The 21327-nt window shown below is 72.9% G+C and carries 17 protein-coding genes and 1 pseudogene; 3 read left to right on the top strand and 15 right to left on the bottom strand.

Annotation, left to right across the window (positions count from 1 at the left end; translation table 11 throughout):
* Positions 1–22: 22 nt before the first annotated feature.
* The 11 genes and pseudogenes from ACIRBY_RS07275 to ACIRBY_RS07225 all read right to left on the bottom strand — a co-directional run bounded on the left by ACIRBY_RS07275 (position 23) and on the right by ACIRBY_RS07225 (position 13024).
* A complete protein-coding gene (locus ACIRBY_RS07275) occupies positions 23–1300 on the bottom strand; it encodes a thymidine phosphorylase (RefSeq protein ID WP_403897330.1) in 1278 nt (425 codons plus the stop codon).
* A 122-nt stretch (positions 1301–1422) separates the two neighbouring features.
* Entirely contained in the window at positions 1423–1827 is a 405-nt protein-coding gene (locus ACIRBY_RS07270; RefSeq protein ID WP_403897327.1) for a cytidine deaminase, read from the bottom strand.
* The gene (locus ACIRBY_RS07265; RefSeq protein WP_403897325.1) at positions 1824–3089 is read right to left on the bottom strand and encodes an ABC transporter permease; all 1266 of its coding nucleotides are present in this window, start codon (positions 3087–3089) and stop codon (positions 1824–1826) included. The genes ACIRBY_RS07270 and ACIRBY_RS07265 overlap by 4 nt, the downstream gene beginning before the upstream one ends.
* Positions 3086–4201, bottom strand: coding sequence for an ABC transporter permease (locus tag ACIRBY_RS07260; protein WP_403897322.1), 1116 nt, complete (start codon positions 4199–4201; stop codon positions 3086–3088). The genes ACIRBY_RS07265 and ACIRBY_RS07260 overlap by 4 nt, the downstream gene beginning before the upstream one ends.
* On the bottom strand, positions 4198–5898 hold the full coding sequence (locus ACIRBY_RS07255) for an ABC transporter ATP-binding protein (protein WP_403897319.1): 1701 nt from the start codon (positions 5896–5898) through the stop codon (positions 4198–4200). The genes ACIRBY_RS07260 and ACIRBY_RS07255 overlap by 4 nt, the downstream gene beginning before the upstream one ends.
* Positions 5899–6097: 199 nt before the next feature.
* Positions 6098–7165 (bottom strand): BMP family protein, encoded by a 1068-nt coding sequence (locus ACIRBY_RS07250; protein ID WP_403897316.1) that lies wholly within the window; start codon positions 7163–7165, stop codon positions 6098–6100.
* A gap of 230 nt (positions 7166–7395) precedes the next feature.
* Entirely contained in the window at positions 7396–8640 is a 1245-nt protein-coding gene (locus ACIRBY_RS07245) for an amidohydrolase (RefSeq protein ID WP_403898216.1), read from the bottom strand.
* A 137-nt stretch (positions 8641–8777) separates the two neighbouring features.
* Positions 8778–9914, bottom strand: coding sequence for a hypothetical protein (locus tag ACIRBY_RS07240; RefSeq protein WP_403897313.1), 1137 nt, complete (start codon positions 9912–9914; stop codon positions 8778–8780).
* Between the two features lie 36 nt (positions 9915–9950).
* On the bottom strand, positions 9951–10877 hold the full coding sequence (locus ACIRBY_RS07235; protein ID WP_403898213.1) for an N-acetylneuraminate synthase family protein: 927 nt from the start codon (positions 10875–10877) through the stop codon (positions 9951–9953).
* 360 nt (positions 10878–11237) lie between these two features.
* Positions 11238–11594: pseudogene (locus tag ACIRBY_RS07230) on the bottom strand (cytidylyltransferase domain-containing protein); the annotation flags it as partial.
* Positions 11595–11644: 50 nt separating this feature from the next.
* The gene (locus ACIRBY_RS07225) at positions 11645–13024 is read right to left on the bottom strand and encodes a DUF6716 putative glycosyltransferase (RefSeq protein ID WP_403897310.1); all 1380 of its coding nucleotides are present in this window, start codon (positions 13022–13024) and stop codon (positions 11645–11647) included.
* A 155-nt stretch (positions 13025–13179) separates the two neighbouring features.
* On the opposite strand from ACIRBY_RS07225, the gene ACIRBY_RS07220 reads away from it, so the two are divergent.
* Positions 13180–14178: a glycosyltransferase family 2 protein gene (locus tag ACIRBY_RS07220; RefSeq protein ID WP_403897308.1), complete on the top strand. Its 999-nt coding sequence runs from the start codon at positions 13180–13182 to the stop codon at positions 14176–14178.
* On the top strand, positions 14175–15530 hold the full coding sequence (locus ACIRBY_RS07215; RefSeq protein WP_403897305.1) for a polysialyltransferase family glycosyltransferase: 1356 nt from the start codon (positions 14175–14177) through the stop codon (positions 15528–15530). Before ACIRBY_RS07220 ends, ACIRBY_RS07215 begins: the two co-directional genes overlap by 4 nt.
* A gap of 112 nt (positions 15531–15642) precedes the next feature.
* Here the strand turns inward: ACIRBY_RS07215 and leuE are convergent, their stop codons facing one another.
* Complete coding sequence (gene leuE / locus ACIRBY_RS07210; protein WP_403897303.1) at positions 15643–16296, bottom strand: leucine efflux protein LeuE; 654 nt, start codon at positions 16294–16296, stop codon at positions 15643–15645.
* 45 nt (positions 16297–16341) lie between these two features.
* Positions 16342–17937, bottom strand: coding sequence for a methylmalonyl-CoA mutase (locus tag ACIRBY_RS07205; RefSeq protein ID WP_403897300.1), 1596 nt, complete (start codon positions 17935–17937; stop codon positions 16342–16344).
* Positions 17938–18102: 165 nt separating this feature from the next.
* On the opposite strand from ACIRBY_RS07205, the gene ACIRBY_RS07200 reads away from it, so the two are divergent.
* Positions 18103–19017, top strand: a complete 915-nt coding sequence (locus ACIRBY_RS07200) for a L,D-transpeptidase family protein (RefSeq protein WP_403897297.1) — start codon at positions 18103–18105, stop codon at positions 19015–19017.
* A gap of 274 nt (positions 19018–19291) precedes the next feature.
* Here ACIRBY_RS07200 and ACIRBY_RS07195 read toward each other — a convergent pair whose 3' ends face one another.
* Positions 19292–20371, bottom strand: coding sequence for a hypothetical protein (locus tag ACIRBY_RS07195; protein ID WP_403897294.1), 1080 nt, complete (start codon positions 20369–20371; stop codon positions 19292–19294).
* Positions 20371–21090 carry an RNA polymerase sigma factor gene (locus ACIRBY_RS07190; RefSeq protein ID WP_403898210.1) on the bottom strand — a complete coding sequence of 240 codons (720 nt, stop codon included), beginning with the start codon at positions 21088–21090 and terminating at the stop codon, positions 20371–20373. Before ACIRBY_RS07190 ends, ACIRBY_RS07195 begins: the two co-directional genes overlap by 1 nt.
* Positions 21091–21327 lie beyond the last annotated feature (237 nt).

Below are 21327 nucleotides of genomic sequence, written 5' to 3'. Positions count from 1 at the left end.
CCCCTCGCCCGGGAGGCGGGCGCTACGCGATGCGGTCCAGGACGATCGGGTTCGCGGTGAACTCCGTGCCCGCCGGGGCGACGTCGTACGAGCCCTCCAGGGACGCCAGGGCGTAGTCGAACTTCTCCGGGGTGTCGGTGTGCAGGGTCATCAGCGGCTGGCCGGCGGTGACGGTGTCGCCGGGCTTGGCGTGCAGCTCGATGCCCGCGCCCGCCTGCACCGGGTCCTCCTTGCGGGCGCGGCCCGCGCCCAGGCGCCAGGCGCCGACGCCGACCGCGTACGCGTCGAGGCGGGTCAGGACGCCCGAGGCCGAGGCGGTGACCACGTGCTGCTCGCGGGCGACCGGCAGGGCCGCGTCCGGGTCGCCGCCCTGGGCGGAGATCATCCGGCGCCACACGTCCATCGCGGAGCCGTCGGCGAGGGCCTTCGCCGGGTCGGCGTCCTTGATGCCGGCCGCGGTCAGCATCTCCTGGGCGAGGGCGATGGTCAGCTCGACCACGTCGGCCGGGCCGCCGCCGGCCAGGACCTCGACGGACTCGCGGACCTCCAGGGCGTTGCCCGCGGTGAGGCCGAGGGGGGTGGACATGTCGGTGAGCAGGGCGATCGTCTTGACGCCGCTGTCGGTGCCCAGGGCCACCATGGTGGAGGCGAGCTCGCGGGCGTCCTCGATGTTCTTCATGAAGGCGCCGGAGCCGACCTTCACGTCGAGGACGAGGGAGCCGGTGCCCTCGGCGATCTTCTTCGACATGATGGAGGAGGCGATCAGCGGGATGGCCTCGACGGTGCCGGTGACGTCGCGCAGGGCGTAGAGCTTCTTGTCCGCGGGGGCCAGGCCGTCGCCGGCCGCGCAGATGACGGCGCCCGTGGTGTCGAGGACGTTCAGCATCTCCTCGTTGGAGAGCAGCGCGCGCCAGCCCGGGATGGACTCCAGCTTGTCGAGGGTGCCGCCGGTGTGGCCGAGGCCGCGGCCCGAGAGCTGCGGGACGGCCGCGCCGCAGGCGGCGACGAGCGGGGCGAGCGGCAAGGTGATCTTGTCGCCGACGCCGCCGGTGGAGTGCTTGTCGGCGGTGGGGCGGGAGAGGGAGTCGAAGTTCATCCGCTCGCCGGAGGCGATCATCGCGGCGGTCCAGCGGGCGATCTCGGTCCGGTTCATGCCGTTGAGCAGGATGGCCATGGCGAGCGCCGACATCTGCTCGTCGGCGACGACCCCGCGGGTGTACGCGTCGATGACCCAGTCGATCTGCTCGGGGCTCAGCTCGCCGCGGTCCCGCTTGGTCCGGATGACGGAGATGACGTCCATGAGGTGGCTTCCTTCTACGCGCATAGAGATGAGGGAGGGAGGTTCAAGGAGTTTCAGGTGGGGGTGGAGCCCGGCTCGAAGACGGCCGACGGCCCTCCGCCCCGGAGGGCGGAGGGCCGTCGTCACGGCTGTCTGAGGTGGTCGGGCCCGAAGGCCTGCGGCAGCATCGCGCTCAGCGGCAGGATCCCGGCCGGTGTGTCCACCAGCAGGTCCGGGCCGCCGAACTCGTAGAGCAGCTGGCGGCAGCGGCCGCACGGGACGAGGCTCTCGCCCTTGCCGTCCACGCACGTGAAGTGGGTGAGGCGGCCGCCGCCGGTGGCCTGGAGGGAGGAGACCAGGCCGCACTCGGCGCACAGGCCGAGTCCGTAGCTCGCGTTCTCGACGTTGCAGCCGGTGACCACGCGGCCGTCGTCGACCAGCGCGGCCACGCCGACCGGGAAGCCCGAGTACGGGGCGTACGCCCGGGTCATCGCGTCCCGGGCGGCCGCCCGCAGGGCCTCCCAGTCCACCGCGGGGTCCGGGGTCACTTGCCCTGGCCCTTGCGGTACGGCATGCCGTCCGCCTTCGGCATGCGCAGGCGCTGCGCCGACAGGGCGAGGACCAGCAGCGTCGTCACGTACGGCGCGGCGTCCACGAACTGGCTGGGCACCTGGTCGGTGAGCGCGTACCAGACGAAGAGCCCGGCGGCGCAGACGGCCGCGATGCCGGCCTGGAGGTACTTCCTCTTGTACAGCTGCCAGGCGACGACGAGGACCAGCAGGATCGCGATGAGCAGGAGCATCGCGTGCACGTTCTCGGCACCGCCGCGCAGGCGGAGGCTGTAGGTGAAGCCGAAGAGGCCCGAGCCGAGGGCCATGCCGCCCGGCATCCAGTTGCCGAAGATCATCGCGGCGAGACCGATGTAGCCGCGGCCGCCGGTCTGGCCCTCCTGGTAGATGCCGGTGGAGACGATCGCGAGGAACGCGCCGCCGAGGCCGGCCATCGCACCGGAGACGATCACGGCGATGTACTTGTACTTGTACACGTTGACGCCGAGGGACTCCGCGGCGACCGGGTTCTCACCGCAGGAGCGCAGGCGCAGACCGAAGGCCGTGCGCCACAGGACCCACCAGGTGGCGGGGATCAGCAGGACCGCGACGACGGTCAGCAGCGAGAGGTCGGTGACCAGGCCGCCGAGCACGCCGGCGGCGTCCGAGACCAGGAACCAGTGCTTGCCCTGGATCGTCGCCAGCCCGTCCGACAACCCCGGGATCGTGATCTCCGTGATGGGGTCGATGCGCGGGGACTGCTTGGAGGAGCCGCCCGGGGCCTTGTCGAAGGTGAAGTTCGACAGGTACTGGGTGAAGCCGACGGCCAGGATGTTGATCGCCACACCGGAGACGATGTGGTTCACGTTGAAGGTCACGGTGATGATCGCGTGCAGCAGGCCGCCGATGGCGCCGCCGACGATGCCGAGGACGACACCGGTCCACGGACCCCACTGGTAGCCGGCCCAGGCACCGAACCAGGTGCCGAGGATCATCATGCCTTCGAGGCCGATGTTGACCACGCCCGCGCGCTCGGCCCACAGGCCGCCGAGGCCCGCGAGGGCGATCGGCACCGCGAGCTGGAGGGCTCCGGAGACCTGGCCGACGGAGGTCAGGTCGTTGGCGCCGGAGATCAGGCGGACGACCGAGATCAGTGCCAGGCCCCCCGCGATCATCAGCAGGATCCAGGGGAGGGTGAGCTTGCGGCGTCCGCCGCCCTTCTTGGGCGCGGCGCTCGTCGCGGAAACGGTGCTGGTGCTCACGCCGCGACCTCCTTGTTGTCGGTCTTGAGGGCGTGGCCGGCGGCCAGCTCTTCGCCGACCTTCTGCTGCTGGCGGCGGATGCCGTAGCGGCGGACGAGCTCGTAGCTGACGACGACCGCGATCACGATCAGGCCCTGCATGATCGTGCCGATCTCCTTGGCGTAGCCCTCGGTGTCGAGGCCCGCGGACGCCTTGTCGATGAAGGCGATCAGGAAGGCCGAGAAGAGGATGCCGATCGGGTTGTTGCGGCCGAGCAGGGCGACGGTGATACCGGTGAAGCCGATGCCCAGCGGGAAGGACAGGTTGTACGTGTGCGACTCGCCCAGCAGCAGCGGCATGCCGGTCAGACCGGCGACGGCGCCCGAGATGAGCATCGCGGTCATGATCATCTTCTTGGGCTCGACACCGGAGGCCTGCGCGGCGGACTCGCTGGCGCCGGAGGCGCGCAGGTCGAAGCCGAAGCGGGTGCGGTTGAGCACGAACCAGTAGACGACGCCGAGCGCGAAGGCCACGAAGGTGAAGCCGTAGATGTCGCCGCCGGGCAGGGACAGCGCCGGGAACCAGCCGGACTCCGGGATGTCACCGGTGGTCAGGTCGTTCGAGCCGGGGGGCTGCACGCCGAGGTTCTTCGGCAGGAGCAGCCAGGCGATCAGCGAGGTCGCGATGGCGTTGAGCATGATCGTGGAGACGACCTCGCTCACGCCGCGCCGGGCCTTGAGGATGCCCGCGATGCCGGACCAGAAGGCGCCGGTCACCATCGCGACGGCCACGATCAGCAGGATGTGCAGCGGAGCCGGCAGCGAGACCGAGGCACCGACCACGGCGGAGATCATCGCCGCGAGGCGGTACTGGCCGTCGACGCCGATGTTGAAGAGGTTCATCCGGAAGCCGATGGCCACGGCCAGGGCCGCCAGGAAGTAGATGCCCGCCTGGTTGATGATCAGGACCTGGATGTCCTCGTAGCCCGCCTGCTCGATCATGATCCGCAGCGGGTCGATCGGGTCCACGCCCGAGAGGGCCAGCACGATCATGGTCAGCACGAGGGCGCTGACCAGTGCGAGCACCGGTCCGGCGGCCGCGAGGAGCAGCCGGTCCTTGTCGAATTTCTTCATCGGGCCTCGTCCTCCGTGGTGTCGCCGTCGACCCCGGCGGAGTGGTTGTCATGGGCTTCGAGGTGCCCGCTGGCGGCGCCGGTCATGGCGGTGCCGAGCTCCTCGGGCGTGATGGTCGCCGGGTCGGCGTCGGCGACCAGGCGGCCGCGGTAGATGACCCGCAGGGTGTCCGACAGGCCGATCAGCTCGTCCAGGTCGGCGGAGATCAGGAGCACGGCCAGGCCCTCGCGGCGGGCCTCGCGGATGGCGTCCCAGATCTGCGCCTGCGCGCCGACGTCCACGCCGCGGGTGGGGTGCGCGGCGATCAGGAACTTCGGGTTGTGGCTCATCTCGCGGCCGACGATCAGCTTCTGCTGGTTGCCGCCGGAGAGGGAGGCCGCGGTGACGTCGATGCCCGGGGTGCGGACGTCGTACTCGCGCACGATCCGCTCGGTGTCCTTGCGGGCGGCCTTCGGGTCGAGGATGCCGCCCTTGGAGTTCGGCCGCTCGGTGACGTGGCCGAGGATGCGGTTCTCCCACAGGGGGGACTCCAGCAGCAGGCCGTGCCGGTGGCGGTCCTCGGGGATGTAGCCGATGCCGCCCTCGCGGCGCTTGCGGACCGGCATCTTGGTGATGTCGGCGCCGTCGAGGGTGATGACGCCCGCGTCGGGGGTGATCATGCCCATCAGGGCCTCGATCAGCTCCGTCTGGCCGTTGCCCTCGACGCCGGCGATGCCGAGGATCTCGCCCTTGTGGATGGTGAAGCCGATCCCGTCGAGCAGGAGGCGGCCGGCGACCGGGGCCTCGCGCAGGTCGGTGTCGGAGTCGCCCAGGGCGGGCACCGAGGTCTCGGGGGTGGTGACCGTGCCGGACTCGGCGACGGTCAGGTCCTCGACCTTGAGCATCGGGGTGGTGGTCACCGTGGACTCGCGGGTCTCCGGCGAGGGCAGCTCGGTGCCGACCATCAGCTCGGCGAGCTGCTTGGTCGTGGCCGTCTTCGGGTCGGCGGTGCCGACCGTGGTGCCGCGGCGGATGACGGTGATGTCGTCGGCGACCTTCAGCACCTCGCCCAGCTTGTGCGAGATGAAGATGACGGTCAGGCCCTCGGCCTTGAGCTCGCGCAGGTTGTCGAAGAGCGCGTCCACTTCCTGCGGCACGAGCACGGCGGTGGGCTCGTCGAGGATGAGGGTCTTCGCACCGCGGTAGAGGACCTTGAGGATCTCCACGCGCTGGCGGTCGGCGACGCCGAGGTCCTCGACCAGGGCGTCGGGGCGCACGCCGAGGCCGTACGCGTCCGAGATCTCCATGATCTTCTTGCGGGCCTTGGAGCCGATGCCGAACAGCTTCTCGCCGCCGAGGACGACGTTCTCCAGGACGGTGAGGTTGTCGGCCAGCATGAAGTGCTGGTGCACCATGCCGATGCCGCGGGCGATGGCCTCGCCGGGGTTGTTGAAGGAGACCTGCTCCCCGTCGATGGCGATGGTGCCCTCGTCCGGCTTCTGCATGCCGTAGAGGATCTTCATCAGGGTCGACTTGCCGGCACCGTTCTCACCGATGAGGGCGTGGACCGTGCCCTTGCGGACGGAGATGGCGATGTCCTTGTTGGCGACGACGCCGGGGAAACGCTTGGTGATGCCGTGCAGTTCTACGGCGAGAGGGGGGCTGGACGCGTTGATGACGCACTCTCCTTGGCGCGGAAGGAGCCGGTAATGAGCCAAGTTGGCAGGAGGACAGGGCGGGGAGAGAAGGTATCGCGTCCACGATGCCTCTACGCGCGTAGCACTGTCGGAAGTGAAAACTTGCGGCCAACTGACCACAAGTTCTCACGGACTGGGCGGCAGACGAGGTGCGGGGTCCGGGAGCGGTAGAGACCGCTCCCGGACCCCGGAGACCACGACTACGTGTCAGACCAGGACCTTACGGCGTGGTCTTGACGGTGATCTGCTTCGCGATGATGGCGGCCTTGGCCTTCTCCACCGCGGCGATGAGGTCGGTCATCGACTTGTACTGCGGGTTGGAGTCGGCCAGGCCGACGCCGTTCTTGTCCAGGCCGTAGCGGACCTCGCCGCTCTCCGGCTTGCCGTCCTTGACCGACTTGATCAGGTTGTAGACCGAGTCGGAGACGTCCTTGGTGACCGAGGTCAGGATGTGGTCCTTGTACTTCGACAGACCGGCCTGGTTGTACTGGTCGGAGTCGACGCCGATGGCCCACTTGCCCGCGGTGGCGGCGGCCTCGATGGCGCCCGAGCCCGCGAGGCCGGCGGCGGAGTAGATCACGTCGGCGCCGCTGTCGAGCTGGCCCTTGGCGGCGGCCTTGCCGAGGTCGGGCTTGGCGAAGCCCGAGAAGTCCGGCGGCTGGGTCAGGTAGGTCGACAGCACCTTGGCGTTCGGGTTGGTGTCCTTGACGCCCTGCTCGAAGCCCGCCTGGAACTTCTTGATCAGCGGGACCTCGACACCGCCGATGAAGCCGACCGTGCCGGACTTCGACGCCTTGGCGGCGGCGACGCCGGCCAGGTAGGAGCCCTGCTCCTCGTTGAAGACCAGGTTGGCGATGTTCTTGTCGGTCACCGAGGTGTCGTCGATGATGCCGAACGTGGTGTTCGGGAACTTCGCGGCGACCTTCTTGATGGCCGGGGCGTAGGAGAAGCCGACGCCGATGACCGGGTTGTTGCCCTTGCGCGCCAGCTCGGTGAGGCGCTGGACCTTGTCGGCCTCGCTCTCGCCCTCGGTGGGCTCCGCCTCGGCGGTCTTGACCTTGAGGTCCTTCTGCGCCTTCTCCAGGCCGGCGTAGGCGGCGTCGTTGAACGACTGGTCGCCGCGGCCGCCGACGTCGTACGCGATGGCGGCGCCGGCGCTCTTCGCCTCGGAGGAGGAGGACGAGGAGGACGAGGCGTCCGAGGACTTCTTTCCGCCACAGGCGGTGGCCGAGAGGGCCAGCGCCGCGGACGCGATGCCCACGGTGGCGATCCTGGTGATCCGGCGCAAGGGGAGGCTCCTTCAAAACCTGACCGAAGCGCCACGACCGGCGCTGGTTTCGCGGCGATCGTAACGCGCGTAGATGTCAGTTAAAGGCCCGTTCATGAGTCGTTATCGGATCGTCGCGAACCGGACAGTGACCGATTGGTAACGGCAGACCCGTCCAACCCTTGTGTACCAAGGGCTGGACAGGTCCGGCAGGGGACCCGCGGATGTTGTACAGAGCTTTGCTTGATTTTTTACGCGGAGGGCCTTGATCGGAGCCCGTCGAGCAGGGCGGCGGCCGTGAAGAACTCCACGCCGACCGCGATCGCGGACTCGTCGACGTCGAAGTCGCCCCGGTGCAGGTCGCGCTTGGCGGTGTCGCCGGGCTTGCGGACGCCGAGGCGGGCCATGGCGCCCGGGACGTGCTCCAGGTACCAGGAGAAGTCCTCGCCGCCGAGGCTCTGCTCGGTGTCCTCGACGGACTCGGCGCCGCAACGGGCCGCCATGGACTCCCGGAGCAGTTCGGCCACCACCGGGTCGTTCACCACGGGCGGCACCCCGCGCACGTGGTTGATCTCGAACTTGGCGCCGTGCATGGTCGCGACCTCGTCGATCGCCGAGTGGATCGCGTCCGGGGCCTCGTACCAGGCGTTCAGATCCAGGCAGCGGACCGTGCCGGAGAGCTCGGCGTGCATCGGGATGACGTTGCAGGCGTGTCCGGACTCGATCCGGCCCCAGGTGACGGACATGCCCGAGCGGGCGTCCATCCGGCGGGCCAGCAGGGCCGGCACGTCGACCGCGACCCGGGCCGCGGCCGTGACCATGTCGGTGGTCAGGTGCGGGCGGGCGGTGTGGCCGCCGGGGCCCGTGAGGGTGACCTCCAACCGGTCGCAGGCCGAGGTGATCGGGCCGGCCCGCAGCCCGATCCGGCCGGCGTCCACGCGCGGGTCGCAGTGCACCGCGATCATCTGGCCGACGCCCTCCAGCACCCCGGAGTCGATCGCCTCGGTGGCCCCGCCCGGGAGCACCTCCTCGGCGGGCTGGAACAGCAGCCGCACGGGGCGCGGCAGCAGCCCCTGCCGGTCGAGCTCGGCCAGCACCAGGCCGGCGCCGAGGACGACGGAGGTGTGCACGTCGTGGCCGCAGGCGTGGGCGCGGTCCGGGACGGTCGAGCGGTAGGGGGCGTGGGTCTTGGCGTCGGGGATGGGCAGGGCGTCGATGTCCGCGCGCATGGCCAGCATCGGCCGTCCCCGGTCCCAGGTGCCGACGTCGCAGATCAGCCCCGTGCCGGACTTCAGTACGCGTGGTTTCAGCCCCGCCTGCTCCAGCCGCGCCTTGATCGCCGCCGTGGTGCGGAACTCCTGGTGTCCTAGTTCGGGGTGCATGTGCAAGTCGCGGCGGAAGGCGATCAGTTCGGCACGCAGGTGATCCGGAAGCTTGCCGGGCAGCTCGGGCCGGTCGGGCTTGCCGGGCAGGGCGGGCAGGGACTCGCGGGACATCAACTGGTTCACCCGTTTAAGGGTAGGCGCACGGATGGGTCAACTGTCGGGAGATCACCAGAAATTCATGCCGTTAGGGGAAAGAAAAGCGACCTCTGGACGCATGATCGGATGCGCCCGGGGGTAAACTCGCGCGCTCATCCGGCCGCGGGAGCCGCGCCGAGCGGGAGTCTGCGCACATCACGGGCGGTGTCGATGACGCCCGCGAGGAAGCCGCGGGCCCTGGGCGAGGCGGTGGCGGTGAGCCACGCGGGGTCGATGTCGCAGACGGCGACCGTCACGCCGGTGCCGGTGAGCGCGTACGGCAGCGTGTGGACGACCGTGGACGGAAAGCTGACGACCGTACGCCCGATGGGGCCCCTGCGGGCGATCAGCTCCAGCGGCAGGTCCGGGCGCACGATCTCCAGCCCCGTCGCCTCGCTCAGCGCGCGCAGCTTCTCGGGCGACTCCCGGCGGTGCGCGAAGTAGCGGGTCACCCCGTGCTCGCGGGCCAGGGCCCGCACCGCGTCCAGGTAGCGGAACGGGTCGACCACCCCCGTCTCCACCAGGGAGGTGCCGACCAGGTCGGTGCCCCTGGTCAGGCGGGGCGGGCCGAACCGGGCCCGGGTCCAGGCGAAGTCGTTGACCCGCAGCCGGGCACCGTCCGGCGGGACGACCGGCATCGAGGTGAACAGCTCGACGGCGTGCCCGGCGCGCGGGGTCAGCCGGCGCCGCGCGGCGCCCGACACCGGGGCGTACGCGAGCTCCCGCGCCCGGGACGCGGCCCCGCCACCGGTGCGGTGCCAGCGGCGCAGCCGCTCGCCCCGGCCGAGCTGCGCGACGAACTCCATGGTGGCGGTGCCGTCGTCCACGACGACCAGCTCGGCGGCCCGGGCCGGGACCAGCAGCAGCTGGAGGAAGCGGGAGAAGGGGTCGCCGACGACGATCCGCTCCGCCCGGCGCACGGCGGGCGCGAGGGCGGCCAGGGCGCCCGCCGGGGAGCCGGAGCCCCCGCGGGCCTCCTGCCAGTGGACGGCGTGGCCCTCGCCCCGGGCGATCCCGGCGACCCGGCGCAGCTGGCCCCGGGACATCGGATCGGTCGGGGGCAGGACGACGACGCGCAGCCGGTCGGCGGACGGGCGCGGGTGGGTCCGGCGCCGGTCGGCGACGCCGGGCTGGCGGGGGACGGCGGTCAGCAGCGGGCCGCCCCCGCGCCGGGCGTGGGCCCACTCCAGCACGTTGAGGAGCTGGACCGGGCTCTCCACGAGGGCGAGGGTGGGGGCTGAGGGGTTCACGACGTACTCCGCTCTGGGGAGGAGGGCCGGGGACGGTCAGGACGCCGCGGGGGCCGGGGCCGGGAGGGCGCCCTGGACGCGGCGGAGCTTCTTCATCGGGCCGAGCTCGGAGTCGTAGACCTTCTTGACGCCGTCGCCGAGGGCGGTCTCGATGGTGCGGATGTCGCGCACGAGGCGGGCGAGGCCGCCGGGCTCGACGGAGGCGGCCTGGTCGGAGCCCCACATGGCGCGGTCGAGGGTGATGTGCCGCTCGACGAACACGGCGCCGAGGGCGACGGCGGCCAGCGTGGTCTGCAGGCCCGTCTCGTGGCCGGAGTAGCCGACGGGGACGTTCGGGTACTCCTCCTGGAGGGTGTTGATCATCCGCAGGTTGAGCTCCTCGGCCTTGGCCGGGTAGGTCGAGGTGGCGTGGCAGAGCAGGATGTTCTCGCTGCCGAGCACCTCGACGGCGTGCCGGATCTGCTTCGGGGTGGACATGCCGGTGGAGAGGACGACCGTGCGGCCGGTGGCGCGCAGGGCGCGCAGCAGCTCGTCGTCGGTGAGGCAGGCGGAGGCCGCCTTGTGGGCGGGGAGGTCGAACTTCTCCAGGAAGGCGACGGCCTCGGTGTCCCAGGGGGAGGCGAACCAGTCGATGCCGCGCTTGGCGCAGTGCTCGTCGATGGCGAGGTAGTCGGCCTCGCCGAACTCGACGCGGTGGCGGTAGTCGATGTAGGTCATGCGGCCCCAGGGGGTGTCGCGTTCGACGTGCCACTGGTCGCGGGGGGTGCAGACCTCCGGGGTGCGCTTCTGGAACTTGACCGCGTCGCATCCGGCCTCGGCGGCGGCGTCGACGAGGGCGAAGGCGGTGCCGAGGTCGCCGTTGTGGTTGATGCCGATCTCGCCGACGACGTAGACCGGGCGGCCGGGGCCGGCGATGCGCCGGCCGAGGGTGCGCAGGCGGGGGTTGAGGGGGGCGACGGTCATGGCGTCGGGTGTCCTTCTCTGGGGTGGGCGGGGCGGGCGGGGTGCGGGAACCGGGTCGAGGAGGGGGGCCAGGAGGCGGGCGCGGGCGAGGTCGTGCGGGTCGTCGACCTCCAGGACCCGTGCCGGGTCGGCGGGGACGGGCAGGACGCGCCCGAAGAAGCGGTGCCGGGCGGTGCGCAGGCCGGCCGCGGCCATGGCGTAGGCGGCGCCGGTCTCCAGCAGTTCCTCGGGGCGGTCCTGGCGGCGGGGCCGGTACGCGGGGACGTGGTTGACCCCGCTCCCGGCGCCGTCGGGCCCGCGGCGCCAGAGGAAGCCGTGGAAGGGGGCGGCGGTGAGGGCCGAGTCGGCGGCGCCGGAGGCCACCGCGGCGGCGACGGCCTCGATGTCGGAGGGGGTCAGGAAGGGGCTGGTGCACTGGACCAGGAGGACCACGTCCACGGTGACGGGGTGCAGTTCCTCGAAGGTCTCCAGGGCGTGCAGCACGGCGGCCTCGCTGCTCGCGGTGTCCCCGGAGAGGGCCGCGGGGCGGCTGATCACCTGGGCGCCGGCGGCGCGGGCCGCGGCGGCGACGGCCTCGCAGTCGGTGGAGACGACCACGTCGGTGACGGTGGGCGCGGCCCGGCAGGCGCTTACGGCACGGGCGACCAGCGGGACGCCGCCGACGCGCGCGGTGTTCTTGCCCGGGACCCCCTTGGAGCCGCCGCGGGCCGGGATCACCGCGAGGACCCTGCGGGGCCGCTGCTCCGCGGTGGTGCGGGCCCGGGCGCTCACAGCTCGCCCAGGCGGCGGATCGCCGGGGCCACGCGCTGCACCCCGTGCCGGTAGGCCCCGCGCGCGGCCTCGCGCAGCCGTCCCCGTACCCACCGCCGCGCCGCCGACCGCCCGTCCGCGCTGCGCAGGGCGCCCGGCAGCGGGGTCCCGTCGGGGGCGAGGTGCTGGCGGGCGAGGATCCCGGGGAGGTAGCCGGGGGCGGTCCCGGCGGTGTAGTAGGGCGCCACGGGCGCGAGCCGCTCCTTCGCGAGCAGCCCGGCGACCCGCTCCCGGGCGCGGGCGTAGGGGTCGGGGCCGGGGTCCGCCGGCCCGGCGGCGGGGACGCCGTGGGCCGCGAGCCAGGCGGGGTCGCCCTGGGGCAGCAGGCCGGCGTCGAGCTGGTTCCAGGAGGCCAGGCAGCCCGAGCCGAGGAAGTGCTGGTTGCCGAGGGCCTCGCGGATGCCGAGGTCGGTCAGGACGGCGGTCGGGATGCCCCGGTGGAGGGACTCCAGGGCTGCCGTGGAGGAGACGGTGACCAGCAGGTCGGTGCCGTCGAGGACCTCGCCCATGTGCCCGTAGACCAGCCGGCAGTTGGGCGGGAGGCCGCCGGGGAGGCGTTCGGCCAGGCGCTGGTAGGGGTGTTCCTCCAGGTGGGTGGTGTGCTCCCCGGGCCGGCTGCGCAGTTTGACCAGGACCTCGCGGTCCGGGTGCAGCCGCGCGTGCCCGGCGGCCCGCTCCAGCAGGTAGGCCCGGTCGGCGCGGCTCTCGGGTACGGAGGGCTGCACCGCGAAGACCACCCGGTGGGTCCCGGTGCCGGCGGGCTCGTACGGGGCCCCTTCCAGGAAGGGCAGGGCGGTCTCGGTGACGGCGTCCGGGTCGGCGCCCACGCCCGCGTAGACGGCGCGGAAGCGCTCGGCGTCGTGGCGGGAGTTGGCGAGGACCAGGTCGGCGCCGTGCCGCAGCAGCAGCCCGTCGGCGAGCTTCTCGTAGACCACGCCCACGTACCCGGTGACGAACACGGGCCGGGCCGACGGCTCCGGCCACAGGGCGCGGGCCCCGTGCAGGACGGCCTGGACGGCTCCGCCGACGAGGGCGAGGACGACCACGTCGTGGCGTTCGCGCCCGAGCTCCGCGAGGAACTCCGCGCAGGTGACCTCCACCGGTACGGCGTCCGCGCCGACCCCCGCCTCGCCGAGCTGGCGGGCGGTGGGGGTGGCCCGGCCGCGCAGGAGGTAGCCGGTGATCCGGTGGCCGGCGGGGGTGTCGGAGGGGATGAGGCGGCGGGCCGTGTGGGCGCCCCATTTCCATCGCGTGTCGGAATCGGCGAGTACGGCGATCCGCTGATCGGCCGGGCTTCTTCTGAGTGGCACTGGCACCCGGCAGAAGCTATTCCGCATTTCCGGTGGTCGGCCCAACGAGCGCACAACGGTGGGTTAACAACCCGTCGACGAAATGCGAAAGCGCCCTGGTTAACGCGACCGCCCTTCGTCGTTCACATGGAATACGCGTCGGGGCCACGGTGAATGCCGGGCCGCGCCCTAGGGTCGCCCGGGTGCTCAAGCTCTCTGTGGTCGTGCCGTTCTACAACGTGCAGACATACGCACCGGATGCCCTGCGGAGCCTCGAACTCAACGCCCGCGAGGACTTCGAGTTCCTGCTCGTCGACGACCGTTCGACGGACGGGACGCCCGCGCTGCTGGAGCGCGCCGCGGCGGCCCTGCCGGGGGCGGTGCTCCTCAGACGGGAGCGCAACGGCGGGCTGGCGACCGCCCGCAACACCGGGCTGGACGCGGCACGCGGGGAGTACGTCGCCTTCCTGGACGGCGACGACTGGCTGGCGCCGGGCCACCTGTCCCGCACGCTGGCCGCCATCGAGGCTCTGAACTGCGATTTCGTCCGTACCGACCATGTGCAGGTGACAGGCCGGGAGCGGGCCGTGCAGCGGGTTCCGTACGGGCCGGAGTCGGTGGTGGCCGACTCCCGCGCCGGGATCCTGCCGGCCTCGCGCGCCACCGCGGTGGACTACCCGTACGCCTGGGCGGGGATGTACCACCGGCGGCTGCTGGACCGGGGGCTGCTGCACTTCACCGACGGGCTGCGGACGGCCGAGGACCGGCCGTGGATCTGGCGGCTGCACCGGGAGGCGGGATCGTTCGCGGCGGTCGGCCTGCCGGGGATCTTCTACCGGCGGGGCATTTCCACCTCGTTGACGCAGATCGGGGACGAGCGCCAGCTCGATTTCATTCGGGCATTCGACCAGGTGATCGCGGACACGGCCGCCGACCGGGAATCCGAACTCCTGATCCCCAAGGCCGTCCGAACGTATTGCGCGATTATCGCGCACCATATCGGCTCGATCGAAAGGTTCGAACCGGCCGTGGCGAAAGAACTCCGGTCGATGAGTGCGGACGCACTCGGCCGCCTGCCGCGCGCGGCGCTGGACGGGGCCCTGGACTCGATGGGCGCGGACCGCTCCGCCCTGCTGCGCAGGCTGCGCCGCAGGACCGGCTCCTCCTCCGCCGCCGTCCCGGCCCCGGGGGCCGCCGCGTGAACGTGACGCAGGTCTTCCTCGCCTCCACCCTCTACGGCACGGCCACCCTCGCCGCCGCCCTCGACGCCGGCTGCCTCCCGCCGGCCGACCGCCGGATCCTGCTGACCAGCAACCACTCCCCCGCCCCCGAGATCACGCCGGGCCTCGACGCCATGCCGGGCTTCGCCGCGCTGCGCACCCGCTTCGACGAGGTGCTCGACTGGAACGCGGTCGTCGCCCCGCAGCACCCCGGCGTCTGGGCGCCGCGCCCGGAGGACGTCCCGCTGTGGGAGCGCCAGCTGCGGCGGTCGTGGGGGCTGGGCGAGGACCGGGTCGAGCTGGTCGTGGAGTCCCTCCAGGTGCCGCCCGCGCAGAGCCTGTGCCGGCTGTTCCCGGGCGCCGCGATCGACGTCTACGCCGACGGGCTCATGTCGTACGGGCCCACCCGCTTCCGGCTCGACCCGCAGATCGGGATGCGGGTGCGGCGGGTGCTGCACCTGGACCTGGTCCCGGGGCTGGAGCCGCTGCTGCTGACCGAGTTCGGGGTGCGGGGGGAGCTGGTGCCGGCGCCCGCCGCCCTGAAGGTCTTCGCCGAGCTGGCCGAGCAGGGGGACCCGCCCGGAGCCGGCCTCCCGGCCGCGGGAGGGGCCGGGGCCGGGGAGGAGCCCCCCGCCCTGCTGCTGGGCCAGTACCTGTCCGCGCTGGAGCTGATGTCCCCGGACGACGAGGAGGAGCTGCACGCCTCGATGGTGCGCGGCGCCTACGAGTGGGGCCACCGAGACCTGGTCTTCAAACCGCACCCGGGCGCCCCGGCGGCCTACTGGCGGCGGGCCGAGGCGGAGGCCGCCCGGCTCGGGGCCCGGCTGACCGTGCTGGACGCGCCGGTGCTGGCCGAGACCCTCTACCAGCGGCTGCGCCCGGCGCTGGTGGTGGGCTGCTTCTCCACGGGGCTGCTGACGGCCCGGGCGCTGTACGGGATCCCGGTGGCGCGGACCGGCACCGCGGCCGTGCTGGGCCGGCTGGTCCCGTACCAGAACAGCAACCGGATCCCGCTGACGCTGGTGGACGCGCTGGTCCCGGACCTGGACGGGCCGCCGCAGGATCCCCCCGCCGATCTGCCCGGACTGGTCTCGGCGGTGGGCTTCACCATGCAGCCCCGGATCCTGCCGGAGCGCCGCCCCGGGGCCGAGGCGTACCTGGCGCGGCACCTGGACCCGTACACCCGGCGCTACTTCGGGCGCCGCCGGCTGACCGCCCTGGGGCTGCCGGGCGGGCTCCCGCGGCGGCTGGCCTTCCTGCCGCGCAGCCGCGCCGTGCGGCGGGCGGCGCACCGGCTGCGCAGGCGGCTGGGCCGGCTGGGCGCCGGCTTCTGACGCCCCCGGGCGCCGCCCGCCCGACGCCCGCCGGTCGGCCGCCGGTCGGCCGACGGGGGTCGGCCGACGGGGGTCGGCCGTCGTCCGGCCGACGGGGGTCGGTCGGCGTCCGTCAGCTGACGGCGAGCTTGGCGGCGAAGCCCAGGAAGACCACGCCCGCCGCCGAGGTCGCCCCGGCCGACAGCCGCTTGCGGCGGCGGAAGGCGGCCGACAGGCGGGTGCCCGTGAAGATCAGGGTGGACAGGTAGAGGAGGCTGACCAGCTGGGAGACGGTCCCGAGCAGCAGGAACGACAGCGCGGGGTAGGCGTACCCGGGGTCGACGAACTGCACGAAGAACGACAGCAGGAACAGGATGGCCTTCGGGTTGAGCAGGCTGACCAGCAGCGCCCGCCGGTACGGCCGCTCGGCCGCGCCCGCCGCCTCCGCGCCGTCCGGCTCCGGCTCCTCGTCGCGCGTCCGGCGCGCCTGCCACATGGTCCGCGCGGCCCGCATCATGCCGACGGCCAGCCAGCCCAGGTAGCCGGCGCCGAGCACCTTGACCACGGTGAACAGCACCGGACTGGCCTGGAGCAGCGCGCCCGCGCCGACGGCCGCGAGCACCATGAGCACGGTGTCGCCGGTGAACACGCCGCAGGCGGCCTTGTAGCCCTGCCTCACCCCGCGCCGCGAGGCGACGGAGAGGACGTAGAGGGAGTTCGGCCCCGGCAGCAGGACGATCAGCACCACGGCGGCGAAATAAGTAGGAAGATCTGTCACACCCAGCATGGGCAGGAGTGTCCCACAGGTACGCACCTGTCATGCCAGTGCGTTTCACGCACCGAGACCCGACGGCTCGTACGCCCCCCAGACCTCCCGCAGCACCCCGCACACCTCCCCGACCGTGGCCCGCGCCCGCAGCGCCTCCTTCATCGGGTACAGCACGTTCTCCTCCGCCCCGGCGGCCGCCTCCCGCAGCTCCTCCAGCGTGGACCGCACCGCCTCCGCGTCCCGCCCGGCCCGCAGCCGGGCCAGCGCCTCGCACTGCCGGACCTCGATCTCCGGGTCGACGCGCAGCGGGGCGTACGGCTCCTCCCGCTCCAGCGCGAAGCGGTTGACCCCGACCACGGTCCGCGCCCCGGCCTCCTGCTCCCGGGCGATCCGGTAGGCGTTGGCCTCGATCTCCCCCTTCTGGAACCCGGCCTCGATCGCCGCGACCGCCCCGCCGAGGTCCTCGACCCGCCGCATCAGGGCCAGGGCCGCCTCCTCCAGCTGGTCCGTCATCCGCTCCACGGCGTAGGACCCGGCGAAGGGGTCGGCGGTGTGCGGCACGTCCGTCTCGTACGCCAGCACCTGCTGGGTCCGCAGCGCCAGCCGGGCCGCCTTCTCCGTGGGCAGCGCGATGGCCTCGTCGAAGGAGTTGGTGTGCAGCGACTGGGTGCCGCCGAGGACCGCGGCCAGCGCCTGCACGCCCACCCGTACGAGGTTGAGCTCGGGCTGCTGCGCCGTCAGCTGGACCCCGGCGGTCTGGGTGTGGAAGCGCAGCATCAGCGACCTGGGGTCCTTCGCGCCGAACTGCTCGCGCATGACGCGGGCCCAGATCCGGCGGGCCGCCCGGAACTTGGCCACCTCCTCCAGGAGGGTGGTGCGGGCGACGAAGAAGAAGGACAGGCGGGGGGCGAACTCGTCGACGGCCATCCCGGCGTCGAGCGCGGTCCGGACGTAGGCGATCGCGTCGGCGAGGGTGAAGGCGACCTCCTGGACGGGCGAGGCGCCCGCCTCGGCCATGTGGTAGCCGGAGACGGAGATGGTGTTCCAGCGGGGGAGCTCGGCGCGGCAGTAGCGGAAGGTGTCGGCGGTCAGCCGCAGGGAGGGGCCGGGCGGGAAGACGTACGTCCCGCGCGCGATGTACTCCTTCAGGACGTCGTTCTGGATCGTGCCGGTCAGCCGGGCGCCCGCGATGCCCCGCTCCTCGGCGACGAGCTGGTACATCAGGAGCAGCAGGGCGGCCGGGGCGTTGATCGTCATCGAGGTGGAGACGCGGTCGAGGGGGATGTCCTCGAAGAGCACGCGCAGGTCCTCGACGGAGTCGACGGCGACGCCGACCTTGCCGACCTCCCCGGCGGCGAGGGGGGCGTCGGAGTCGTGGCCCATCTGGGTGGGCAGGTCGAAGGCCACGGACAGACCGGTGCCCCCGCCCTCGATGAGGCGGCGGAAGCGGGCGTTGGACTCGGCGGCCGTGCCGAAGCCGGCGTACTGGCGCATGGTCCAGGGCCGGGCCGCGTACATCGTGGGGTGGATGCCGCGGGTGAACGGGTACTCCCCCGGCGCCCCGAGGCTCCCCACCGGATCCCAGCCCGCCAGGACCTGCGGCCCGTAGACCGGTTCGATGGGGATCCCGCTCTCGGTGCGGGCCGTGGGACGGACCATGTCGTGCACCCTCCGTGTCCGTGGAGCCGACCGGCCCGGGGCCGGTACGGCCGCGCCCGCGACGGCCGCTGGTCACAATGGCGCAACATCGCGGGTTCGTCCGCAACTGTCCACGCCCGTGAGGCATCACCCAGATACACGACGACGAATTCGGGGGAACCGCGAATGCACCGACAGAGAGCCGCCATCCGCACGCTCGGCCTTGCCGCCGCCGTGGCGTTCGCCGCGACCGCCTGCGGTCCCCAGCATTCCGGTTCCGCTCCGGCGGCGCCGTCCGCGCCGGTCGCTCCGCCCTCGGCGTCCCCGTCCGGGCAGGACGACAAGCCGGGCGCCTCCTCCCCCGCTCCGTCCCCCTCGCAGTCCTCGTCCCCGTCGCCCTCCCCGTCTTCCGCGCCGCCCTCCTCGGCCCCGGCCTCGCCCCCGCCGTCGGAGTCCGCGGCCCCGGCCGTCAAGCCGGTCATGGCCAACGGCGACGAGAGCGACCAGGTCCGCGAGCTCCAGGCCCGCCTGCGCCAGCTGAAGCTGATGTCGGTGGCTCCCACCGGCTTCTACGGCTCGAAGACGACCGCCGCCGTGAAGGGCTTCCAGACGCAGCAGGGGCTCGGCGCCACCGGCGCGGTGGACGAGACCACCTGGCACAGGCTCCAGGGCCTCAGCAGGAAGCCGACGGAGGAGGAGCTGCGCCCGCCGACCACCAACGAGCCGGCCGCCCCGGACCCGCGCTGCCTCCAGGGCCGGGTGCTGTGCATCAGCAAGGAGAGCCGCACGCTCGCCTGGATGATCGACGGCAAGGTGGTCTCCACGATGGACGTGCGCTTCGGCTCGGAGAACACGCCGACCCGCGAGGGCCAGTTCCAGGTGGAGTGGAAGGCGAAGGACTGGACCTCGACGATCTACCACACGCCGATGCCGTACTCGATGTTCTTCAGTCAGGGCCAGGCCGTGCACTACTCGGCCGACTTCGCGGCCCGCGGCTACGCCGGCGCCTCGCACGGCTGCGTGAACGTCCGGGACAAGCAGAAGCTGGCGGCGCTGTTCGACCAGGTGAGGGTCGGCGACAAGGTCGTCGTCTACTGGTGACGGTGATTCGGTCGACCGACCGGCCTCAGCCGTGGGAGGAGAGAGGGCGCGGGCAGGGCCGGGGGAACGTGCCCCGCCCGCGCCGGGTGCGCAGAGCCCAGGGGTACGGGGGGAACCCCGGCTCTCGCGCGGCCGATGACCAGTCGGCTCGTTCTGTACTGCGCCGGCGGTTCGAAAAGTGTTACTGCCGTTCGTACGAGCTGGCGCGGAAACGTTTCACCTTTGCGTTTCCGGCTGTTCCGAGCCGCGTCCGCGGGCCGGTTCCCGGACCCCGTCAGCGGGTGCGGAAGCCCAGCGGGCCGCCCGGGTTCGCCGTCGTCGGCGAGGGGACGACGACGCTGCCCGGGTCGACGGAGCCGCCCTGCGGGGTGCCCGAGCGGGGCGCGTCCAGCAGGGTCGCGCAGAAGCGCGGCACCTTGGCGGGTCCGCCGGCGATCCGGGCGAGGTACTGCTTGCGGTCCTCGGCCAGCTTGTTCGCGAGGTGGTCCCGGCACAGGTTCTCGGGGCGGTCCCTGCCCGACTCCCCGCCGCCCTTGTCGGCGCCCCCGTTGTCGCCGGTGCCGCCGGTCTTGTCGGTGAACGTGTTGCGGGTGCCGCCGTCCGTGCCCGCCGCGCCGCCGCCTCCCGTGCCGGGCGTCGTCACCGCACCGGGCGGCAGCGACACGCTGGGGGCGGTGTCCAGGGGGATGCGGGTCTGCCCGCCCGGCGGCAGCGAGAAGCCGGGGCCGAGCGAGGCGAGCCCGCCGCCGCCCTCCGGGGTGGGCCGCAGCAGCGGGACCTCGGGGCTGGGGCCGGCCGTCTCCCCGGCGGGGGTGCGGTCCGAGTCGGCGCTGACCGAGACGGCGGGCGCGGGGCCGGCCGTGAGGTGCACGGCCCGGTCCAGCAGGCCGGTGCCGGCGACGGCGGCGATACCGCCGACCGCCACCCCGGCCAGCGCGGCCGCCAGCCCGAAGCGGGCGGGGGTGCCGTAGCGGCGCTGCGCGGGGATCCGTACGACGGGTATCGGGGCCAGGTCGATGACGGGCTCTTCGGGCGCTCCGGTGCCGCGCACTCCGGTCCCGGGCGCACCGGCCCCGGGCGCGCCGGGGCGGCCCGCCTCGGACGCCGCCGCCGCGGTGACCGCCGCCGTGGCCCGCGTCGCGTGCGCCGCGCGGAACGCGGCCAGGGCCGCGGCCTCGCCGGGCAGCTCGCCGCCCGCGGGCGGCGGGGTCAGGGCGTCGAGGGCGGCGCGCAGCCGCTCGGCCTCGGCGCGGGCACGGGGGTCGGCGCCGGGTCCGACCGGGCCGGCGGCCCGTCCGCGCAGCAGCTCCTCCGCCGTGGCTCCGTCCAGCCACGCCTTGTGCTCGTCGGCCATCACATGTCCTTCTGCGTCCGCCAACGTGAATGCGTCACACCGGTTTGTTCGACGAGGGCCTTGGCCCGAGCCCGCTGCGCCGGTACGGCGTCGAGGTCACGGTCCCGCGCCAGGTCTCCGGCATTATGGCCGACCCGCGCCCGGGCCTCGCCCCCGCCCGCGGTACCCGACTCGGCGCTCAGCAGTTCGGCGAGCTTCTTCAGCCCCCGGTGCGCCGCCGTGCGGACCGCGCCGGGCCGTTTGCCCAGGGTCTCGGCCGCGCTCTTCGCGTCGAGGCCGACGACCACCCGCAGGACGACGGCCTCGGCCTGGTCCTGCGGGAGCTGGGCTATCAGCGCCATGGTGCGGCCCGTGGAGAGGGCCTCCATGGCCTCGCCGTAGGTGTCCGAGTCCGCGGCCCGTCCGGTCAGCTCGGTCTCGTCGCCGCCGACGGCGGGCCGGCGGCCGCGCATGCGGATGTGGTCGAGGGCCCGGTTGCGGGCGATGCGTGCCGCCCAGCCGCGGAAGCGGTCGGCGTCTCCGGTGAAGGAGCCGAGGTCGCGGGCGATCTGCAGCCAGGCCTCGGAGGTCACGTCCTCGGCGTCGCCGTCCCCGACGAGCGTGCGTACGTATCCGAGCAGGCGCGGGTGCACGGCGCGGTACACAGTCCGGAACGCGCTCTCGTCGCCGTCCTGTGCCGCGAGCACCGCGGCGGTCAGCTCCGCGTCGTCCCCCAGCAAAGTCCCCAACCCGTTCGACGTCCTGTACGTGTGGCGCAAATCCGCACGTTACGGCTTTCACGTACCTCTCGTCCACGCGTTGTACAACCAGCAACCAAGCCTGCGCGGAGCGAGGTGTGACAGAAAACGCACTCCGGACGCTGACACAGATACGGGCTTGTCGCACGAGCCCGTGACGGATGGCGACCGGGGCCTCTCCTGTGGGGGGTGGCGGCCTCGGTCGCCCTCCCCTCTCTC

This window comes from Streptomyces sp. NPDC096136 (genome assembly GCF_044763325.1).
GTDB lineage: Bacteria > Actinomycetota > Actinomycetes > Streptomycetales > Streptomycetaceae > Streptomyces.
The sequence above is the reverse complement of the archived record's forward strand: the minus strand, read 5'-3'. Positions and strand labels throughout refer to the sequence as shown.

Coding starts and splice junctions, on each gene's coding strand:
- ACIRBY_RS07275 (WP_403897330.1), bottom strand. CDS start 1,300: ATGGACGTCATCTCCGTCATCCGGACCAAGCGGGACCGCGGCGAGCTG.
- ACIRBY_RS07260 (WP_403897322.1), bottom strand. CDS start 4,201: ATGAAGAAATTCGACAAGGACCGGCTGCTCCTCGCGGCCGCCGGACCG.
- ACIRBY_RS07245 (WP_403898216.1), bottom strand. CDS start 8,640: ATGTCCCGCGAGTCCCTGCCCGCCCTGCCCGGCAAGCCCGACCGGCCC.
- ACIRBY_RS07235 (WP_403898213.1), bottom strand. CDS start 10,877: ATGACCGTCGCCCCCCTCAACCCCCGCCTGCGCACCCTCGGCCGGCGC.
- ACIRBY_RS07225 (WP_403897310.1), bottom strand. CDS start 13,024: ATGCGGAATAGCTTCTGCCGGGTGCCAGTGCCACTCAGAAGAAGCCCG.
- leuE (WP_403897303.1), bottom strand. CDS start 16,296: ATGCTGGGTGTGACAGATCTTCCTACTTATTTCGCCGCCGTGGTGCTG.
- ACIRBY_RS07205 (WP_403897300.1), bottom strand. CDS start 17,937: ATGGTCCGTCCCACGGCCCGCACCGAGAGCGGGATCCCCATCGAACCG.
- ACIRBY_RS07200 (WP_403897297.1), top strand. CDS start 18,103: ATGCACCGACAGAGAGCCGCCATCCGCACGCTCGGCCTTGCCGCCGCC.
- ACIRBY_RS07195 (WP_403897294.1), bottom strand. CDS start 20,371: ATGGCCGACGAGCACAAGGCGTGGCTGGACGGAGCCACGGCGGAGGAG.